Source organism: Phytoactinopolyspora halotolerans (assembly GCF_010550675.1).
Lineage (GTDB): Bacteria > Actinomycetota > Actinomycetes > Jiangellales > Jiangellaceae > Phytoactinopolyspora > Phytoactinopolyspora halotolerans.
Genome location: NZ_JAAGOA010000013.1, coordinates 111,684 through 129,180, shown reverse-complemented (window position 1 = coordinate 129,180; position 17,497 = coordinate 111,684). Strand labels below are relative to the sequence as shown.

Genomic DNA, 17,497 nt, shown 5'->3' with positions numbered 1-17,497 from the left:
CCGGGTCACCGCCGATAGGCGGCGGGGATCCTGGCGGAGCACGTCGGCCTGGCACCCGAGCGACTGAGACGGCACCGGGATGAGGCGTCTGGCGGCGAGTTGCAGCGGTCGCGTTTGGTGCGTTTCACCCGCGCATCGTAGGGATGATGTCGATCAATGGGCCGTTATCGGTTCCTGTGCCAGTGGCGGCGGCCGCTGGCGCCGGTGGGAAGTCAGGAGTGGCGGCCTTCTAGTCGAGCCTCCCAACCAGGTGCCTTACCACTGAACTCATCGTCATAGTCGCGGCAGGTGCGCTCGGTTCGGTACGCATTACAGCGACATCCTCTGTGTGGCACGGTTTGATTCCCTTATTACGCGGTTAGCGTACGAACACCTGTGGATGTAGGCGGTAAGATCGCCTACAATGAGACACATGTTCGACTCCAGTCACTACAGCAGCCCCGATGGCTCCGGCGAGGCCGCCGGAGCCGGGTCCGCCTCGCGCGCATCCGGCAGCGCCGACGGGTTCGCGGGCACGGCCGCGGAAACCTCCGGCCAGAGCGACCGTGGCCGGGGCGACCGGGGCCGCCGGGGCGGCCGCGGCCAGGGTGACGGCGGCGACGCCCGGGATGAGCACGGCGCCGACCACGGCGGTTCCGGCCAGGGCGATCACGGCGTCGCCGAGGATGCGGACCTGGCCGGCGAGCGCGGTGGCGGTGGTGGTGGGCATCTGGTGTTCGATGTGCTCGACGCCTTGGATGCCGGGTTCGCCCAGGGTCGTGAGGTGGATGCGGCGGGGTTGAACGACGACGATCTGGCGGTGGCGATCCGGCGGGTGCATGCGGTGGCGGCTCGGCAGGCGGAGTTGTTCACCCGGCTGGTCGCCGAGTCCGACACGCGGGATCTTGGGCGGCGGATGGGTGCGTCCTCGTGTACGGCGTGGCTGCGTGAGGTGTTGAATCTGCGCCCCGGTGTGGCGAAGGCGTGTGTGGATCTCGGGCATCGGCTCACACCCCCGGCGCCGGTGCAGGACTGGGGCGCCAGCGTGACCGCGGTGAAAAACGCACGCGGTATGCCGGCCACCCTGGCCGGCATGGTCGAGGGAGCGATCTCGTATGAGCATGCCGTGGTGATCGCCAAGACCATGGCGAAGATCCCCACCGACATCCCCGCCGACGACGCCGCCCGCGCGGAGGACGACCTGGCCGCGTTCGCCCGCGAGTACGACCCGGCCACGCTGCAGCGCCTGGCCGATCACCTGCTGCATGTGCTCACCAGTGACAGTCTGGAAGACCGCGACGAGCGCGCCCAGCGTAAACGGTCGCTGCGTATCTGTGATCGGGGGGACGGCACCGTGCGCATCACCGGGCTGCTGGGCACCGAGGCCGCGGCGATCGTGCGCAGCGCACTGGACCCGCTGGCCGCGCCCGAACCGGGCAAGGACGGCGAGAAAGACCAGCGCGCCGCGGACCAGCGCCTGGCCGATGCGTTGACCGAACTCGCCCGCCGTGCCCTGGCCACCGACACCCTACCCACCCGCCACGGCCACCCCACCCAACTCCTCCTGCTCGCCAACCTGAACACCCTGCTCGACCACACCACGAGCCAGAACAACCACGGCAGCGACGGCGACGGCAGTGACAGCGCCCACGTCGACAACGCTGACGCGGACGGCTCCGGCGCGGACGCCCATGTGGGCAGCGCCCACAGTGACGCCGGCGACGGCCGTGACGACGGCGCTGGTGGCGCTGGTGGCGCTGGCGTTGGTAGGGAGGGTGGGGTGTTCACCGCGGGTGGCTGTACGCACCCCGACACACCCCCGCGGTGGCTCCAGGACACCTGGGCCCGACGCTTCGGTGTCGCCCCGGCCGAACTCACCCACGGCGGACCCATCTCCTCGGAATCACTACGCCGCCTGGCCTGCGACGCCGACATCACCACCGTCCTGGTCGACCAGCACGGCGTCCCCCTGCGCGTCGGACGCACCGAACGACTGGTCACTCCCGGCATCTACACCGCCCTCATCGCCCGCGACCGCGGCTGCGCCTTCCCCGGCTGCACCCGACCCCCGGCCTGGACCCAAGCACACCACATCGTCCATTGGGCCGACGGTGGCCCCACCGACCTGGAGAACCTCGTCCTGGTCTGCACGCACCACCACCGCGTCATCCACCACGGCGGCTGGGAAGTCCGCCTCGGCACCGACGGGCACCCCGAATTCCTCCCGCCCCCGTGGGTGGACCCGGACCGCACACCCAGACGCAACACCCGACCCCGACACGACCACCAACCCCCACCCGAAACCTGACAACGCCCGTATGTCAGCAAGCAGAAGCTCGCCCCTGCACGAGCCACGGTCCCCGGCACAGAAACGCCTGCGCCGGGGCCTCGTGCTGCCCACACACTTCAAGACGGGGTACGTCCCGCCTCAAGGCGGGGTGCGTCACCAGCCGCGGCTTCGCCACTCTGCGAGATGCGGGCGCTCGTGGCCGAGTGTCGTGTCGTCGCCGTGGCCGGGGTAGACCCAGGTCTCATCGGGCAGCCGGCCGAAGAGCTTGCGCTCCACGTCGCCGATCAAGGACGCGAAGTTCTCCGGCGACGTCGTCTTTCCGACACCGCCCGGAAAGAGCGAGTCTCCGGTCCATAGGTGCGGTGAGCCGGTCGGGTCGTCGTAGAGCAGCGCGATGCTCCCTGGAGTATGCCCGACCAGATGGATGACCTCTAGCTCAATCCGACCGAACCGGACCCGGTCGCCGTCGCGGACCTCTTCGGCGGTCGGTACCGAGATTGCCGGCGCGTCATCTGCGTGCGCCACCGTGATCGCTTCCGTCCGCTCGACCACTTCGGCCAACGCGCGCCAGTGGTCGCGGTGTCGGTGCGTGGTGACGATCCGAACGAGAGGTCCTTCGCCGCAAGTGGTGAGGATCCGCTCCGGTTCGTCGGCCGCGTCGATCAGCAACTCCTCGCCGGTGTCCCGGCAACGCAGCACGTAGGCGTTGTTGTCCCAGCCGCTTCCGCCGACCGAGACCTTGTTGACGATGAGCTCTGCCAGCTCTCGGACCGCGGGTGGTCCGCCGGGGGAGACGTGGCCGGAGTACATCTACAGCAGCGCCGGTAGTGCGGGTAGCGGACCGTCGGGCGTGGTCAGCTCCTGACCCGACGAGCGGCCGAGCAACCAGGCCAGCATGGGACGCGCCGAGCCGGAGACGGTGGTTCCGCCGCTCGGCCCGATGCGTGCGGCGCCGCCATCGATCACCAGGGTGAGCTGCGGCGCGTCATCGCGCTGGCCGAGGTTGCGGACCGCTTCCGCCAGTGCCCGCTTGACGAACATCTCCGGCCAGTCGTTCCAGGTGTATCCCGCGTCGAGATCGACGTGGTGTACCTCAAGCTCCTGCAACCGGAGCCACAACGTGCGACGAGCCGGAATGGTCTTGCCGCCGGTGCCGGTGCCGATCCGGACTTCATGCTGCCAGGCGTCCGCCGGCAGTTCGGTCACGGCGGACGCGAACCTGTCCGAGGCGATCTTGACGTCCTCGATCAGGTCGTCGAGGGACCGGTCGGCGCCGGCTTCGATGTCGGCCTGGCGGGCTTCCCGGCTCGGATACGCGGGTGTCTCCTTGCCGGTTCGGGCCCACGTCAGGAGATTGGTCAACGCATCCGCACTGCGAGCGACATGCGTCAGCACGTGGGCGCGGCTCCACCCGGGGCATAAGCTAGGACCGGTCAGCGTTTCAGCGTTGAGCGTGCCCGCGGTGATGATCAGCCGGTCGGTCGCGGCCGTGATAGGGCCGGCCGATTCGTCGCTATCGCTCACGGTGTTCGGAAAAGACCTGGAAGACGTGGCAGCCACGTTCGCTAACCTACCGTGACCGACGTCGCGTCGGCCAACGAGACGGCGCACGAGCGCCAACTTTGTCGGTGAGGGCACATACCATGCGATGGGTACGCCTGACCTGCGTGCCGACATGCACACTGATGTGCATGAGGAGAATATGACGATATCGGAGAGAGCCGGCTGATGACCGAACGGACCACCACTTACACGGGTGACCGCCTCGTCGTACGGGGGGCGCGTGAGCACAACCTGAAGGACGTCTCGCTGGACCTGCCACGGGACTCCCTGATCGTGTTCACCGGTCTGTCCGGTTCTGGGAAATCGAGCCTGGCCTTCGACACCATCTTCGCCGAGGGGCAGCGCAGGTACGTCGAGTCGCTGTCCGCATATGCCCGGCAGTTCCTGGGGCAGATGGACAAGCCGGACGTCGACTTCATCGAAGGACTGTCGCCTGCGGTCTCCATCGACCAGAAATCGACGTCGCGCAACCCGCGCTCCACGGTCGGCACCATCACCGAGGTCTATGACTACCTGCGCCTGCTCTATGCCCGGGCCGGTCGGCCGCACTGTCCCCAGTGTCGGCGGCCGATCGGGCGGCAGACGCCGCAATCGATCGTCGACCGGGTAGTGGAGCTGGAGGAGGGAACCCGCTTCCAGGTGCTCGCGCCGGTGGTCCGGGAGCGCAAGGGCGAGTACGTCGACCTGTTCCGCACCTTGCAATCGCAGGGCTACAGCCGGGCTCGCGTCGACGGGACCGTCTATCAGCTCACCGATGTCCCCAAGCTGAAAAAGCAGGAGAAGCACACCATCGAGGTGGTGGTGGACCGGCTCACCGTCAAGCCGTCGGCGGTGCGTCGGCTGACCGACTCGGTCGAGACCGCGCTCCGGCTGTCCGGCGGCCTGGTCAACCTCGACTTCGTCGACCTTCCGGAGGACGACGAGAACCGCGAACGGGTCTACTCCGAGCACCTGTACTGCCCGTACGATGACCTGTCCTTCGAGGAGCTGGAGCCGAGGACCTTCTCGTTCAACTCGCCGTTCGGCGCCTGCCCGGAGTGTTCCGGGCTGGGCACGCGGATGGAGGTGGACGAGGAGCTCGTGGTTCCGGATCCGTCCGCCAGCCTGGACGACGGGGCGCTGGCACCGTGGGCACCCGCACAGACCTCGGACTACTTCAAGCGACTGGTGACAGCCCTGGCGGAGACCATCGGATTCCGTACCGACGCGCCGTTCGAGTCGCTGCCGAAAAAGGCCCGGAACGCCGTCCTGAACGGGTACGGCGACCAGATCCACGTCCGGTACCGCAACCGCTACGGCCGGGAGCGCTCGTACTACACCTCCTACGAAGGCGTGATTCCGTGGGTCCGCCGCCGCTACGCGGAGGCTGAGTCCGACACCAGCCGGGAGCGGTTCGAGGGTTTCATGCGCGAGGTGCCGTGCCACGCGTGTAACGGTGCGCGGCTGAAGCCGGTCGTGCTCGCGGTGACGCTCAACGGTAAGAGCATCGCCGAGGTCGCCGCGATGCCGATCGGCGAGTGCGCGGACTTCCTGCGAGATCTGACCCTCACCGAGCGGGAGCAGCAGATCGCTTCCCGGGTGCTGAAGGAGGTCAACGAACGGCTGCAGTTCCTGGTGGACGTCGGCCTGCACTACCTGAGCCTGGACCGGCCGGCCGCGACGCTGGCCGGTGGTGAGGCGCAACGGATCCGGTTGGCCACGCAGATCGGTTCCGGCCTGGTCGGCGTGCTGTACGTGTTGGACGAGCCGTCGATCGGGCTGCACCAGCGGGACAATCACCGCCTGATCGACACCCTGGTGCGGCTGCGCGACCTGGGCAACACGCTGATCGTCGTCGAGCACGATGAGGACACCATCCGCACCGCGGACTGGGTAGTGGATATCGGTCCGGGCGCCGGCGAACACGGCGGACAGATCGTCGTCAGCGGACCGGTGGAGGAACTGGAGAAGAGCGAGGACTCGATCACCGGGGAGTATCTCGCCGGTAAGCGGAGCATCCCCATCCCCGCCGTGCGGCGTCCACCCACCAATGACCGCGCGCTCACCGTCGTCGGCGCGCGCGAGCACAACCTGAAGGGCGTGGACGTGTCGTTCCCGCTCGGTTGCTTCGTCACGGTCACCGGCGTCAGCGGCTCCGGCAAGTCGACGCTCGTCAACGACATCCTGTACACGTCGCTGGCCAAGGAGCTCTACAGCGCGAAGGCGGTCCCGGGCCGGCACCGTCGCATCGACGGGATGGCCCTGGTGGACAAGGTGGTGCACGTCGACCAGTCGCCGATCGGCCGTACCCCTCGGAGCAATCCGGCCACCTACACCGGCGTATTCGACGTGATCCGCAAGCTGTTCGCCGAGACTCAGGAAGCGAAGATCCGCGGATACCAGCCGGGCCGCTTCTCGTTCAACGTCAAGGGCGGCCGGTGTGAGGCGTGTTCCGGGGACGGCACGATCAAGATCGAGATGAACTTCCTGCCCGACGTCTATGTGCCGTGCGAGGTCTGCCACGGCGCCCGGTACAACCGGGAGACGCTCGAGGTGCACTACAAGGGCAAGACCATCTCCGAAGTGCTGGAGATGCCGATCGAGGAGGCGGTCGAGTTCTTCGAGCCGGTGCAGCGGATCGCGCGGCACCTGCGCACACTGGTGGACGTGGGGCTCGGCTATGTCCGGCTCGGGCAGCCGGCGCCGACGTTGTCCGGTGGAGAGGCACAGCGGGTGAAGCTCGCTGCCGAGCTGCAGAAACGTTCCACCGGGCGGACCATTTACGTGCTCGACGAGCCGACCACCGGACTGCACTTCGAGGACATCCGCAAGCTGATCGGCGTCCTGCAGGGGTTGGTCGAGAAGGGCAACACCGTGGTGGTCATCGAGCACAACCTGGACGTGATCAAGACGGCGGACTGGCTCATCGACATGGGTCCGGAAGGCGGCACCGGCGGCGGCACGGTCGTCGCGACCGGGACACCGGAGCAGGTGGCGAAGAACGACGAGTCGCACACCGGCCGGTTCCTCCGTCCGATCCTCGGCCTCGACTGAAGGGGCTCCTACGACCTACGGACGCGGCTGCGGCCGCCCACCCGTGTGGACGGCCGCAGCCACGTGAGATCGGTGATCTTGAATGGTGATGGTGGCAACTCTCCGCCGGCATCATGCCGGTCGCAGGCTCACTCGGTGTACGAGCCTGGGGTGGTCGACGTGGTCTCGTCGCCTCCGTTGGGCCGCGGCGCCAACTTGGCCCACCACTGCTGCGCGGTCTTGATGCCACCCACGCCGAACGCGATCGCGCCGGCCACCAGGATGGACAGCGGCAGGTACTGCAGCAGCGTGTTCTCGACCTTCGAGGTGACCGACGGCGCGAAGTTCAACGTGTCCATGGCCGCCAGGATCCCGATGATCAGAATGCCGACACGCACCACCGTGGCAACCCAGCCGACGTTCCGGCTTTCCGCGAACGGCCGGACGAAGTTGGCCGCCCATTCGGCGATGGCGGCTGCGACGAACAGCACGAGCAGTGCGATGACAACGAGCGGCAGGTAGGCGATCAGATCGCTGAGAAGCACCGTCAGTTGGTCGATACCGAGTGCTTCCGCGGCAAGCTGAACAAATATCAGGAATACGAGGAAATAGATGACTTGACCGATGAGTCGAACGCCGGAAGTGCCGGCTTGTTGAAGCGCTGACTCCAACCCTGCGGCTTCGGTGAGCCGACCGGCGCCGACTTTGTCCAGAACAGTCGTGACAAGTCGTTGAATGAGTTTTGCGATCCAATGTCCGATGATGAGTATGACCAGTGCGGCGACCAGTCGCACGGCACCATCGCCCACGTCGCGGCCGAGCTCTGTGAACGAGTCACCAAGCTCATCGATGAAGTTCGCGTTCGCCACCGGTAGCATCGTTTCGTCCTCCATGTGTCGTGACTTTGTGATCACCTCCAGTTAAGGTACCGATCATTTGAGGTCATGGCACGCTGAACAAGAAAAATCGTCGAGGCGTGTCGGCCATGGTCGTTGGATTGCATACGCCCATTTCGGCGGATCCCATACATCCGTATCTGGGCGAATGGCGATGTTCCCCGCAACTGGATATGGCACCCGCCGAACTCATGTATCGGTCCGGTGCGGCGGTTGCGCATCGAGCATGCCGCCGTGCATCCGGCCCCAGCCGGCTGCGGAGTGGAAATGGATCGCCGGTTCAGGCGGACTCTCGGATCACCAGGCTCGTATCCAGGACAAGCGCGGTCCGCTCCGCCGGCGCGCCAGAGATGCGGGTGACCAGGAGGTGCGCCATCTCACGGCCCATCTCTTCGATCGGCTGCCGGACGGTGGTCAGAGTAGGGTCAGTCTGCCGGGCGACCCCGGAGTCGTCGAATCCCACCACGGCGACGTCGTCGGGCACGCGTCGGCCGCTTTCCCGCAACGTGCGCAACGCACCCGCCGCCATCAGGTCGGCTGCGGCGAACACCGCGTCCAGATCCGGCCGGCGGGACAACAGCTGACGCATGGCGGCCACCCCGCTGTCGTAGCTGAAGTCGCCGTGCTCGATCAGCGCCTCGTCAACGGGCAGCCCTTGCGCACGATGTGCCTCCCGGTAGCCGGCAAGCCGGGCGGCACCGGCACCCATGTCCTGTGGGCCGGTGATCGTCGCGATTGTGCGTCGTCCGGACGCGAGCAGGTGCTGGACCGCCTGCTGCGCGCCGCCGGCGTTGTCGACGTCCACGAACCAGTCTCGGGCGTCCGCGTCGGAGGCCGTGTGCTGTCGTAACAGGTGGGTCGGCCGGCCACCCAGCACCAACGGCAGCCCACGACGCCCGACGAGCGCGGGAAGCGGATCGTCGTCGTGCAAGGACAGCAACATGACACCGTCCACGTGCTGCGGGGTGAGGTGGTGTTCCACGCGCTCCCGCTCCGCTGCTGATTGCGCCATGGCCAGCCACAGTTGAAGCTGGGTGTCGACGAGAGTGGAGCTGATCCCGCGGACGATGCCGGCGAAGAACGGCTCGCCGAACACCCGCGCCTCCGATTCGGAGACGACCAGAGCCACCGCGTCCGTGCGTCTGGTGACCAGCGAACGGGCGGCGAGATTCGGCACGTAGCCGAGTTCGGCGATGGCCCGTTCAACGGCTTCGCGAGCCTTCGGGCTAACATGCGCCGACCCGTTGATGACGCGGGACACGGTGCCGCGCCCGACTCCGGCGTGCGCTGCCACCTTGTCCAACGTCGGTCGTTGGCCGTCGCGGTCTCGTCGGTTGCTGGTCACCGGGTCATTATGCGTCACGGTCGGCGTTCGCCCGGCAGTCCGTTCCGACGGATGACATCGGCGTACCAGCGAGCGCTGGCCTTCGGTGTGCGGCGCTGGGTGGCGAAATCCACGTGGACGAGGCCGAACCGCTTCGAGTAGCCGTGGGCCCACTCGAAGTTGTCCAGCAGCGACCATGCGAAGTATCCGCGCAGTGGAACGCCCGCCTGGATCGCGCTGCGACAGGCCGCCAGGTGTCCGTCGAGATAGCCGATGCGATCGGTGTCGTCGATCGATCCGTCGCCGTCGACGACGTCCGGAAACGCGGCCCCGTTCTCCATCACGTACAACGGGAGCGGCGTGTACTCGCGATGCACTCGAAGCAGGGTCTCGGCCAGCCCTTCCGGATGCACCTCCCAGCCCATCGCGGTGACTGGGCCCTCCGCGTCGACGAATCGGACATGCTCGCTGCCTGGCCACGCCAGCTGGAACGACGATGCGGCAGCGTGCTCCCCGTCGAGCCGTCGGCCATCCCCGTCCGGCGAGACGGCGGTGGAGGCGGGCCGCGGTGCCGCGACGACATACCGGCTGTAGTAGTTCACGCCCATGTACGTCAGCGGCGTAGCGGTGGCCGCCAGGTCGCCGTCGTGCACGTGCTCGAAACCGGTCAGGTCTCGCAGGTCCTCCACCACATCGGCCGGGTATTCGCCGCGCAGAATCGGATCGAGGAAGATCCGGTTGGCCAGGCCGTCGATCCGGCGAGCGGCGTCGGCGTCCTCGGGGTGGGGACCGGCCGCTGCGATCGCGTACAGGTTCAAGGTGATCCCCACATCGGCCGCCGGGTCCGCGGCCCGCAGTGCCTGCGCGGCCATGCCGTGCCCGAGCATCAGGTGATGTGCTGCCTGGACGGCGGACCTGCCGTCACGCCGTCCAGGCGCGTGTTCCCCCGATCCGTAACCGAGAAAGGCCGAGCACCACGGTTCGTTCAGCGTGGTCCACCGTGGAACGCGGTCGCCCAGCGCCTGCTGCACCAGCGCGGCATAGTCGGCGAACCGTTCCGCGGTCTCCCGGTCCGGCCATCCGCCCGCGTCCTCCAGCGGCTGCGGAAGGTCCCAGTGGTACAGAGTCGGCCAGGGCTCGATCTCGTTCTCCAAGAGCTCGTCCACCAGGCGCCGGTAGAAATCGAGGCCGGCCTGGTTAGCCGCGCCGGCACCGTCCGGTTGGACGCGTGGCCACGAAACGGAGAACCGATACGAGTTGAGCCCGAGTTCGGCCATCAGCCGGACGTCGTCGGAGAACCGGCGATAGTGATCACACGCGACGTCGCCGGTATCCGCCCCGGTGATCTTGCCGGGCGTGTGGGCGAACGTGTCCCAGATCGACGGCCGGCGCCCGTCCTCGGCGACTGCCCCTTCGACCTGGTATGCGGCCGTGGCGGTGCCCCACCGGAATCCGGCCGGGAACGTCAGCGGCTCGGCGTCGGCGCTCGTCGTCGAAACGTTGGCCTGCTGTTCGGCGGTCATCCCTTGGTAGCACCTTCCATGATTCCGCTGATGATTTGCCGGAAGAAGAACACGAAGATCAGCAGCAGCGGCACGGTCGCGATGACCATGCCGGCGAAGATCTGGGAGAGGTCCTGGTGGTAGGCCGAGTTCAGCGTCCGCAGCGATATCTGCACGGTCGGGTTACCTGGGTCGGCCAGCACGATGAAGGGCCAGAAGAACTCGTTCCACTGCTGCATGAACGTCAGCAAGCCGAGGACCCCTGCGGCCGGGCGCAATGCCGGCACCGCGACGTGCCGGAACGTGCCCCAGACCGAGCAGCCATCGATGCGAGCCGCCTCGATCAGCTCGTCCGGAATCGCCTGGATGCTGTACTGGCGCATGAGGAAGATCCCGAACCCGCTGATCAGGAATGGAGCGATGACGGCCCGGATGTCGTTGAGCCAGCCGAATTCACCCATCATCTGGTACAGCGGAACGATGCTCAGCTGGATCGGCACCATCATCGTCACCAGGACCGCGAGCAGCAGGGCGTTCTTCCCGCGGAAGCGAAGCTTGGCGAAGGCGAAGCCGGCCAGGGCGCCGAAGAACACGGTCGAGACGGTGATCGTGCCGGAGACGATGAACGAGTTCACGATGCCGCGGAAAATCGCGGCGTCCGGGTTGTCCAGCACCCGCTGGATGTTCTCTCCGAGGTTCCCACCGGGCAGCAACGCCGGAGGCCATTGGTACGCCGAGTTGCTCGTCCGGGAGGCCACCACCAGCATCCAGTACAGCGGTGCGATCGACAGCGCTGCCGCGATGATCAGGCCGCCGATGGTCAATGGGCTGGCCCGTCGGACCGTAGCCCCCGCCTCGTGCCCGCCTTTTGGCCGTCGCCTGCGGGAGGTTTGCGACGGTCGAGTGGACATGGTCACAGTCATGTCAGATCCCCTTACCTGTCCGATCCGAGCCTGCGGACGAGGAGGAAGTTGATGGCGGAGACGAGCACGATCATCAGGAACAGGACCAGCGAGATCGCACCGGCGTAACCCCACTGGTTGAACGTGCGCATGGTCTGAACCAGGTACATGGTGATGGTCTGGTACTGGCCGGTGGTGCCGCCGCTGAGCGCTCCGGACCCGCTGGTGAACATCAGCGGCTCGGTGAACAGCTGCAGCCCGCCGATAGTGGAGATGATGACGGTGAAGATGATCGTCGGGGTGAGAAGTGGGATCGTGATCCGCCAGAACTGCCGCACCCTGGACGCGCCGTCGATCTCGGCGGCTTCATAGATGTCGCGCGGGATCGCCTGCATCGCGGCGAGATAGATCAGTGCGTTGTAGCCGGTCCAGCGCCAGTCCACCATGGCCGAGATCGCCAGCCAGGATGTCCACTGACTCGCCCGCCAGTTGATCGGGTCTACGCCGAAATTCCCCAGGATCCCGTTGATCAGCCCGTAGTCGCGGGCGAAGAACATGCCGAAGACGAGCGCGACGACCGCAGTGGAGGTCACGATCGGCATCGCGATGGACATCCGGAAGAACGTGAGGCCTCGCAGCCTCCGATTCAGCCAGCTGGCCAGCACCAGAGCCATCAACAGCTGCGGGACGGTGGCGAGCACGAACATGCCGAAGGTGTTGACCACCGCGGCCCAGAACCGGTCGTCTCCGAACAGCCGGGTGTAGTTGTCCACCCCGACGAAGTCGGTCTCCGGATTGATCGGTGACTCGTTCGTGAGCGAGATCCAGATCGTATAGAGGAACGGGTACAGGCCGAAGATCGCGAAGAGGATGAAGAATGGCGCCACGTAGGCGTACGGCGAGACCTTAAGGTCCAGCCGCGCCAGGCGGGCGCGGCGGCGCCGTCCGGCTCCCTGCATGGCGCGTTTCGACCGAGGACCTGGGCGCGTGCGCACGGCTGCGTTCCCGTGCCGCCCACCCGGTGCGCCCGCGCCCGTGTCGGTCTCGGTCTTGGTAACGGTATGGGTGTCGGTATCCGTTCTGGTGTCGTCAGCGGATGGATCCGGGCCGTGACTCCCCACCCCGCCGGGGGAGTACGGCGTGTCAGGAGGAGGCGGTGGTCCACCTGGAGGACGCGGCCGTGGTGCTCGGTGCTCCGGCAGCGACTCGGGAACGGGCTCTTGGCTCATCGGTGTGGATCCTCCGCGTGGGACGGTAGTGACAGTCGCAACGAGGGTTCTTGGGCGGGCGCCGTCGCCGTCGGCTGCGGGCTCGACACGCGCTCGGATGGGCGAATGCCGAGCCCGCGGCCCGGGCCGGTCAGGACCCGCATCCGGCCGGCCGTGGGTAGGAGCCGATGCGAATACCTGACCGGCGCTTGTGGCCGAGGGCGGTCGGCTCAGCCTCCGCCGATGCCGGAGGCGTTGTTACGGGCCTGCTCCCACGCCTCGTCGGGTGTCAGCTCGCCCTGGTCGATCGCGCGGAGCGAGTTCTCGTACTCCGTGCGGATCGCGTTGTTCTGCGGGCCGAGATGGACGGGTCGCAGATCTTGGGCACCCTGGGCGAAGATCTGGCCGATGGGTGCGTCGTTGAAGTACTCGTTGGTGGCGGCCAGCACCCCTTCGTCCTCGAGTGCCTGCGGCGAGGACGGGAGGTTGCCGAGCTGCTCGAACGCCTCGATGTGCGCGTCAGGTGAGGTCAGGTACTGGGCGAGGCGAGCCGCCTCCTCCGGGTGCTCGCTCTCGGCGGGCACGGCGAGGAAGGAACCGCCCCAGTTGCCACCGTCTCCGGGCGCGTCAGCGATGTCCCACTGACCGGAGGCTTCCTCACCGGCCGCACCTGCGATCACGCCGGTCATCCACGCCGGACAGGCGATCGTGGCGAAGCTCGCGGAGGCGAACCCGGCGTTCCACTCCTCGGAGAACGACTGGTATCCGGCGGAGAGGTCGGCATTGATCATGTCGACGGTGAGGTCCCACGCCGTCCGGATGTCGGGGTTGTCGAGGTCGAGCTCATTGCTCGTGTTGTAGTACGTGTAACCGGTGTTGTTGCCGGCTTCCTGCATGAGGATGCTGTTGTAGACGTTGGTGGCGCCGTCCAGGAAGTAGGCATCGGTGCCGGCTGCGACGAAGTCCTGCCCCACAGCGGTGAACTCCTCCCAGGTGGGCCAGAGCGCGGATACCTCGTCCCGGTCGGTGGGCAGGCCGGCCTCGTCGAACAGGTCGCGGCGGTAGCACATGGCCATCGAGCCCACGTCGGTGCCGAGCCCGAGGATGAAGCCGTCCTGAGTGCCCTGCTCCCACTTCCAGGGCAGGTAGTTGCCTTCGAGTTCGGCCGCGCCGTACTCGGTCAGGTCTACGAACCGGTCCAGCTGGGCGTAGAACTGCGTGATGATGCCCTCTTCGAGTGCGACGACGTCGCCTGCGCCTTCGCCCGCGGTGATCCACTGGGTCAGCCGGTCGTTGTAATCGCCGACGCCGAGGCCGGAGCCGCGCTCTTCGATGGTGATGTGCGGATTCTCCTGCTGGTACTGCTCGTACAGGGCCTCGTAGCCGAAGCCCTGCTCGCCGAAGACGTCGACGGTCAACGTGATCTGTTCCGGATCGCCGTCGGATTCGGTGGTGTCGGACGAGTCGGACGAGTCGGAAGTATCCGATGTTTCGGTGTCGTCGTCGTCGCCGCTGCATGCTGTGAGCAGCAAAGCCGCCGTGCCGAGCACGGCGAGCGTCTGACAGGTGCGGTTCGTTCTCACGCTCATCCTTCCTGATCCCTCCCAGGTGCCAGGTCGTGTGGTGGGGACGTGTATCGCATGCGGAGCCGTCGGCGTCGTGACCCGTCTCGATTGCCGGAACATCGCCGTCCCGAGTGAGGGACAGTGCCGCCGGGAGCGCTCCCAAGAGCGTTGCAGCTCTGTTTCGCCGTGATCAAGGGACGACTTGGGAGCGTTCCCAAATTGTTACCCCGGTCACGCCGGCCAGGAGCGTTCACGACGTCCACAACGTGTCTCCGGTTGCACTCGGCCCCGGCTGCTGCGGCTCGCGTCCACATACGTCGTGCCGCCTCCGCCATCCGCGGCCGTCCTCTTGACCGCGGATGTTTGCCCCATGGTCGGGCTGTGCCGGATCGGTGGCGAGCGGCCCCAGGGCGGCGTCAGCGTCAACCTGGCGACGTTCCGTGAGCGCTGAAGCGTGAATCATCGCGTGACGTTGTGCTGCCGGGTATGCGCGAGTGGTCGTGTGATCCACAACCGGTACAGGTGTGACCTGTCCCGGGTGTGCGGACATGGTGCGTTGAGTGGCCGTTGGAAGGCGCTTGCCGAGTCCGTCTCGCGACCTCTCAGCGCACCATGCGCGTGCACTCAGCGCACCATGCACGTGTTCTCGTTCGGTCCGCTTGAACACCAGACGGAGAGCGGCGCGAAGATCGCGAGGATGGCCGCGGTATGCGCCGTATGCGGCACCTCTACACGCATGCGGTGGACGATGCGAGTGCGCCTACACAGGGCTGGAGTGCGAGGTTCGTCTCGTGTCGCGCCGCCGTCTTGTGTCGCATCGCCGGGTCGCGGTGCGGCCGTGCCGCCGCGTGGCGATGCCGCGGCGTGGTGGTGCGGCCCGCAGGCTCGTGAGGGCGGAGGTACGGGCCGGGATGCGGTCGCTCGTCAGTCGCGGTTCGTAAGGTGGGGAACGTGGCTGACCCATCGACCTACCGCCCCGCTCCGGGTTCCATTCCCGTCGACCCCGGTGTGTACCGGTTCAGCGATGCCGACGGCCGGGTGATCTACGTCGGCAAGGCCAAGAGCCTGCGCTCACGCCTGTCGTCGTACTTCCAGGATCTCTCCGCGCTGCATCCGCGGACGCTGGCGATGGTCACGACGGCGGCCAAGGTCGAGTGGACCGTGGTCCGCACCGAGGTGGAGGCGCTGCAGCTGGAGTACTCCTGGATCAAGGAGTACGACCCGCGGTTCAACGTCCGCTACCGCGACGACAAGTCGTACCCGTACCTCGCCGTGACACTGAACGAGGAGTACCCACGGGCATTGGTCATGCGCGGCGCGAAGAAGCGCGGCATCCGCTACTTCGGCCCGTACGCGCACGCCTGGGCCATCCGCGAGACGCTGGATCAGCTGCTCCGCGTGTTCCCGGTACGGAGCTGCTCCAAGGGCGTGTTCAACCGGTCCCGGCAGATCGGCCGGCCGTGCCTGCTCGGTTACATCGGTAAGTGCTCCGCACCATGCGTCGACCGGGTCAGCGCGGAGGAGCATCGGGACATCGTCGACGACCTGGTGGCTTTCCTCGACGGCAAGACCACCACGTACGTCAAGCGGCTGGAACGGGAGATGAAATCGGCGGCCGCCGAGCTGGACTTCGAACGCGCCGCCCGGCTGCGCGACGACATCGCCGCGCTGGAGCGGGCGATGGAAGCCAATGCCGTCGTGCTCGGCGACGGCACGGATGCGGACGTGGTGGCTCTGGCCGACGATCCGCTCGAGGTGGCGATTCAGATCTTCTACGTCCGTGGCGGTCGGGTACGGGGACAGCGCGGCTGGGTGGCGGACAAGGCCGAGGACGCGTCCACGGGCGAGCTGGTCGAACGGTTCCTGTTGCAGCTCTACAGCGAGTCCGGGGGCGAGGCGGTACCGAGGGAGATCTTGGTGCCGGCCGTGCCCGATGACGAACGCGAGGCGGACGCGCTGCTCGAGCTGCTGACCGAGCTGCGCGGAGGCAAGGTCGAGCTCAGGATTCCACAGCGTGGTGACAAACGGGCGTTGCTGGACACCGTGACACGCAACGCCGCGCAGACGCTCAAACTGCACAAGTCGAAGCGAGCCAGCGATCTGACCACCCGGAACCGTGCGCTGGAGGAGATCCAGGAGGCGCTCGAGCTGGACGAGCCGCCTTTGCGGATCGAGTGCTACGACATCTCCAACCTCGCCGGCACCGAGGTGGTGGGGTCGATGGTCGTCTTCGAGGATGGCCTGCCCCGGAAGAGCGAGTATCGCAAGTTCGGGGTGCGTGGGGAGTCCGGCACGGACGACGTCGCCGCCATCCGGGAGGTGCTGCGTCGCCGGTTCCGCCGCCGCGCCACGGAAACGGACGAGGCTCCCGGCGAGGTCACCGCCGAAGCGATGGAACAGACGGTTGTCTCGGCACGAGGCGCCGCCGATGCAGATGCACATGCAGGTGCAGCTGCCGACGCGGGCATGGGGGGCGCTGACTCTGGGGGCTTGGCTGCCGGGAGCGCAGGGACTGGAGGCATGGGCACTGGAGGCATGGGCACTGGAGGCATGGGCACTGGGGGTGAGGGTGCCGAGGGTGAAGGCGCCGGGGACGCTCCCGGGTTGCGGCCGTCCCGGATCGACCCGGAGACGGGCAAGCTTCGCAGGTTCGCCTACACGCCGGGGCTCGTCGTCGTCGATGGTGGCCAGCCGCAGGTGAACGCGGCACGACAGGCGATGGACGAGTCCGGCGTGCCGGACATTCCCGTGCTCGGGCTGGCCAAGCGGCTGGAGGAGGTATGGCTGCCGGACAGCGAGTATCCGGTGATCCTGCCACGCACCAGTGAAGGCCTGTACCTGCTGCAACGGATCCGGGACGAGGCGCACCGGTTCGCCATCACCTACCATCGGCAGCGGCGATCCAAGTCGATGACGGACAGCGTGCTGGATGCCGTCCCCGGTCTGGGGCCGGCGCGGCGGAAGGCGCTGCTGGCGCACTTCGGGTCGCTGAAGAAGCTCCGGGCCGCCAGTGCGGAGGAGATCACCCAGGTCAAGGGGATCGGCCCGTCCCTTGCCGAGGCGATCGTGCAGACGCTCGCCCAGGGCCGGCCGTCCGCTCCGGCGGTGAACACGGCCACCGGCGAAGTGCTCGACGATCGCAGCTGATCCGGGCCCTCTGCGGGAAACCCCGGAGCTGCCGCGGCAAGGCGAACAGCACCGGGGTGCGGTGACCGTGGCGCTGGGAGCCGCCCCGTCGCGCGTCGCGGGCTGGAAG

11 protein-coding genes are annotated in these 17,497 nt (G+C 67.3%); 3 read left to right on the top strand and 8 right to left on the bottom strand.

The window, feature by feature from the left end; genetic code table 11:
- Positions 1 to 412: 412 nt before the first annotated feature.
- The gene (locus tag G1H10_RS18640) at positions 413 to 2,287 is read left to right on the top strand and encodes an HNH endonuclease signature motif containing protein (protein ID WP_163740541.1); all 1,875 of its coding nucleotides are present in this window, start codon (positions 413 to 415) and stop codon (positions 2,285 to 2,287) included.
- A 135-nt stretch (positions 2,288 to 2,422) separates the two neighbouring features.
- Here the strand turns inward: G1H10_RS18640 and G1H10_RS18635 are convergent, their stop codons facing one another.
- Positions 2,423 to 3,079 (bottom strand): MBL fold metallo-hydrolase, encoded by a 657-nt coding sequence (locus tag G1H10_RS18635; RefSeq protein ID WP_163740539.1) that lies wholly within the window; start codon positions 3,077 to 3,079, stop codon positions 2,423 to 2,425.
- Positions 3,080 to 3,793 (bottom strand): maleylpyruvate isomerase family mycothiol-dependent enzyme, encoded by a 714-nt coding sequence (locus tag G1H10_RS18630; RefSeq protein ID WP_216853412.1) that lies wholly within the window; start codon positions 3,791 to 3,793, stop codon positions 3,080 to 3,082.
- Positions 3,794 to 3,997: 204 nt separating this feature from the next.
- Between G1H10_RS18630 and uvrA the strand changes: the two genes are divergently transcribed.
- Entirely contained in the window at positions 3,998 to 6,865 is a 2,868-nt protein-coding gene (gene uvrA, locus G1H10_RS18625; RefSeq protein ID WP_163740535.1) for an excinuclease ABC subunit UvrA, read from the top strand.
- A gap of 128 nt (positions 6,866 to 6,993) precedes the next feature.
- On the opposite strand, the gene G1H10_RS18620 is transcribed toward uvrA, so the two are convergent.
- The 6 genes from G1H10_RS18620 to G1H10_RS18595 form a co-directional block, all read right to left on the bottom strand.
- Complete coding sequence (locus G1H10_RS18620) at positions 6,994 to 7,638, bottom strand: mechanosensitive ion channel family protein (RefSeq protein WP_163740533.1); 645 nt, start codon at positions 7,636 to 7,638, stop codon at positions 6,994 to 6,996.
- Between the two features lie 382 nt (positions 7,639 to 8,020).
- Positions 8,021 to 9,085 (bottom strand): LacI family DNA-binding transcriptional regulator, encoded by a 1,065-nt coding sequence (locus G1H10_RS18615; protein ID WP_163740531.1) that lies wholly within the window; start codon positions 9,083 to 9,085, stop codon positions 8,021 to 8,023.
- A 14-nt stretch (positions 9,086 to 9,099) separates the two neighbouring features.
- Positions 9,100 to 10,587: a glycoside hydrolase family 1 protein gene (locus tag G1H10_RS18610; protein WP_163740529.1), complete on the bottom strand. Its 1,488-nt coding sequence runs from the start codon at positions 10,585 to 10,587 to the stop codon at positions 9,100 to 9,102.
- Entirely contained in the window at positions 10,584 to 11,489 is a 906-nt protein-coding gene (locus tag G1H10_RS18605) for a carbohydrate ABC transporter permease (protein ID WP_163740527.1), read from the bottom strand. Before G1H10_RS18605 ends, G1H10_RS18610 begins: the two co-directional genes overlap by 4 nt.
- Before the next feature lie 11 nt (positions 11,490 to 11,500).
- The gene (locus G1H10_RS18600; protein WP_216853410.1) at positions 11,501 to 12,427 is read right to left on the bottom strand and encodes a carbohydrate ABC transporter permease; all 927 of its coding nucleotides are present in this window, start codon (positions 12,425 to 12,427) and stop codon (positions 11,501 to 11,503) included.
- Between the two features lie 479 nt (positions 12,428 to 12,906).
- Complete coding sequence (locus tag G1H10_RS18595; protein WP_163740524.1) at positions 12,907 to 14,265, bottom strand: ABC transporter substrate-binding protein; 1,359 nt, start codon at positions 14,263 to 14,265, stop codon at positions 12,907 to 12,909.
- A 927-nt stretch (positions 14,266 to 15,192) separates the two neighbouring features.
- Here G1H10_RS18595 and uvrC point away from each other — a divergent pair.
- Positions 15,193 to 17,388 carry an excinuclease ABC subunit UvrC gene (gene uvrC, locus G1H10_RS18590; protein ID WP_163740522.1) on the top strand — a complete coding sequence of 732 codons (2,196 nt, stop codon included), beginning with the start codon at positions 15,193 to 15,195 and terminating at the stop codon, positions 17,386 to 17,388.
- Positions 17,389 to 17,497 lie beyond the last annotated feature (109 nt).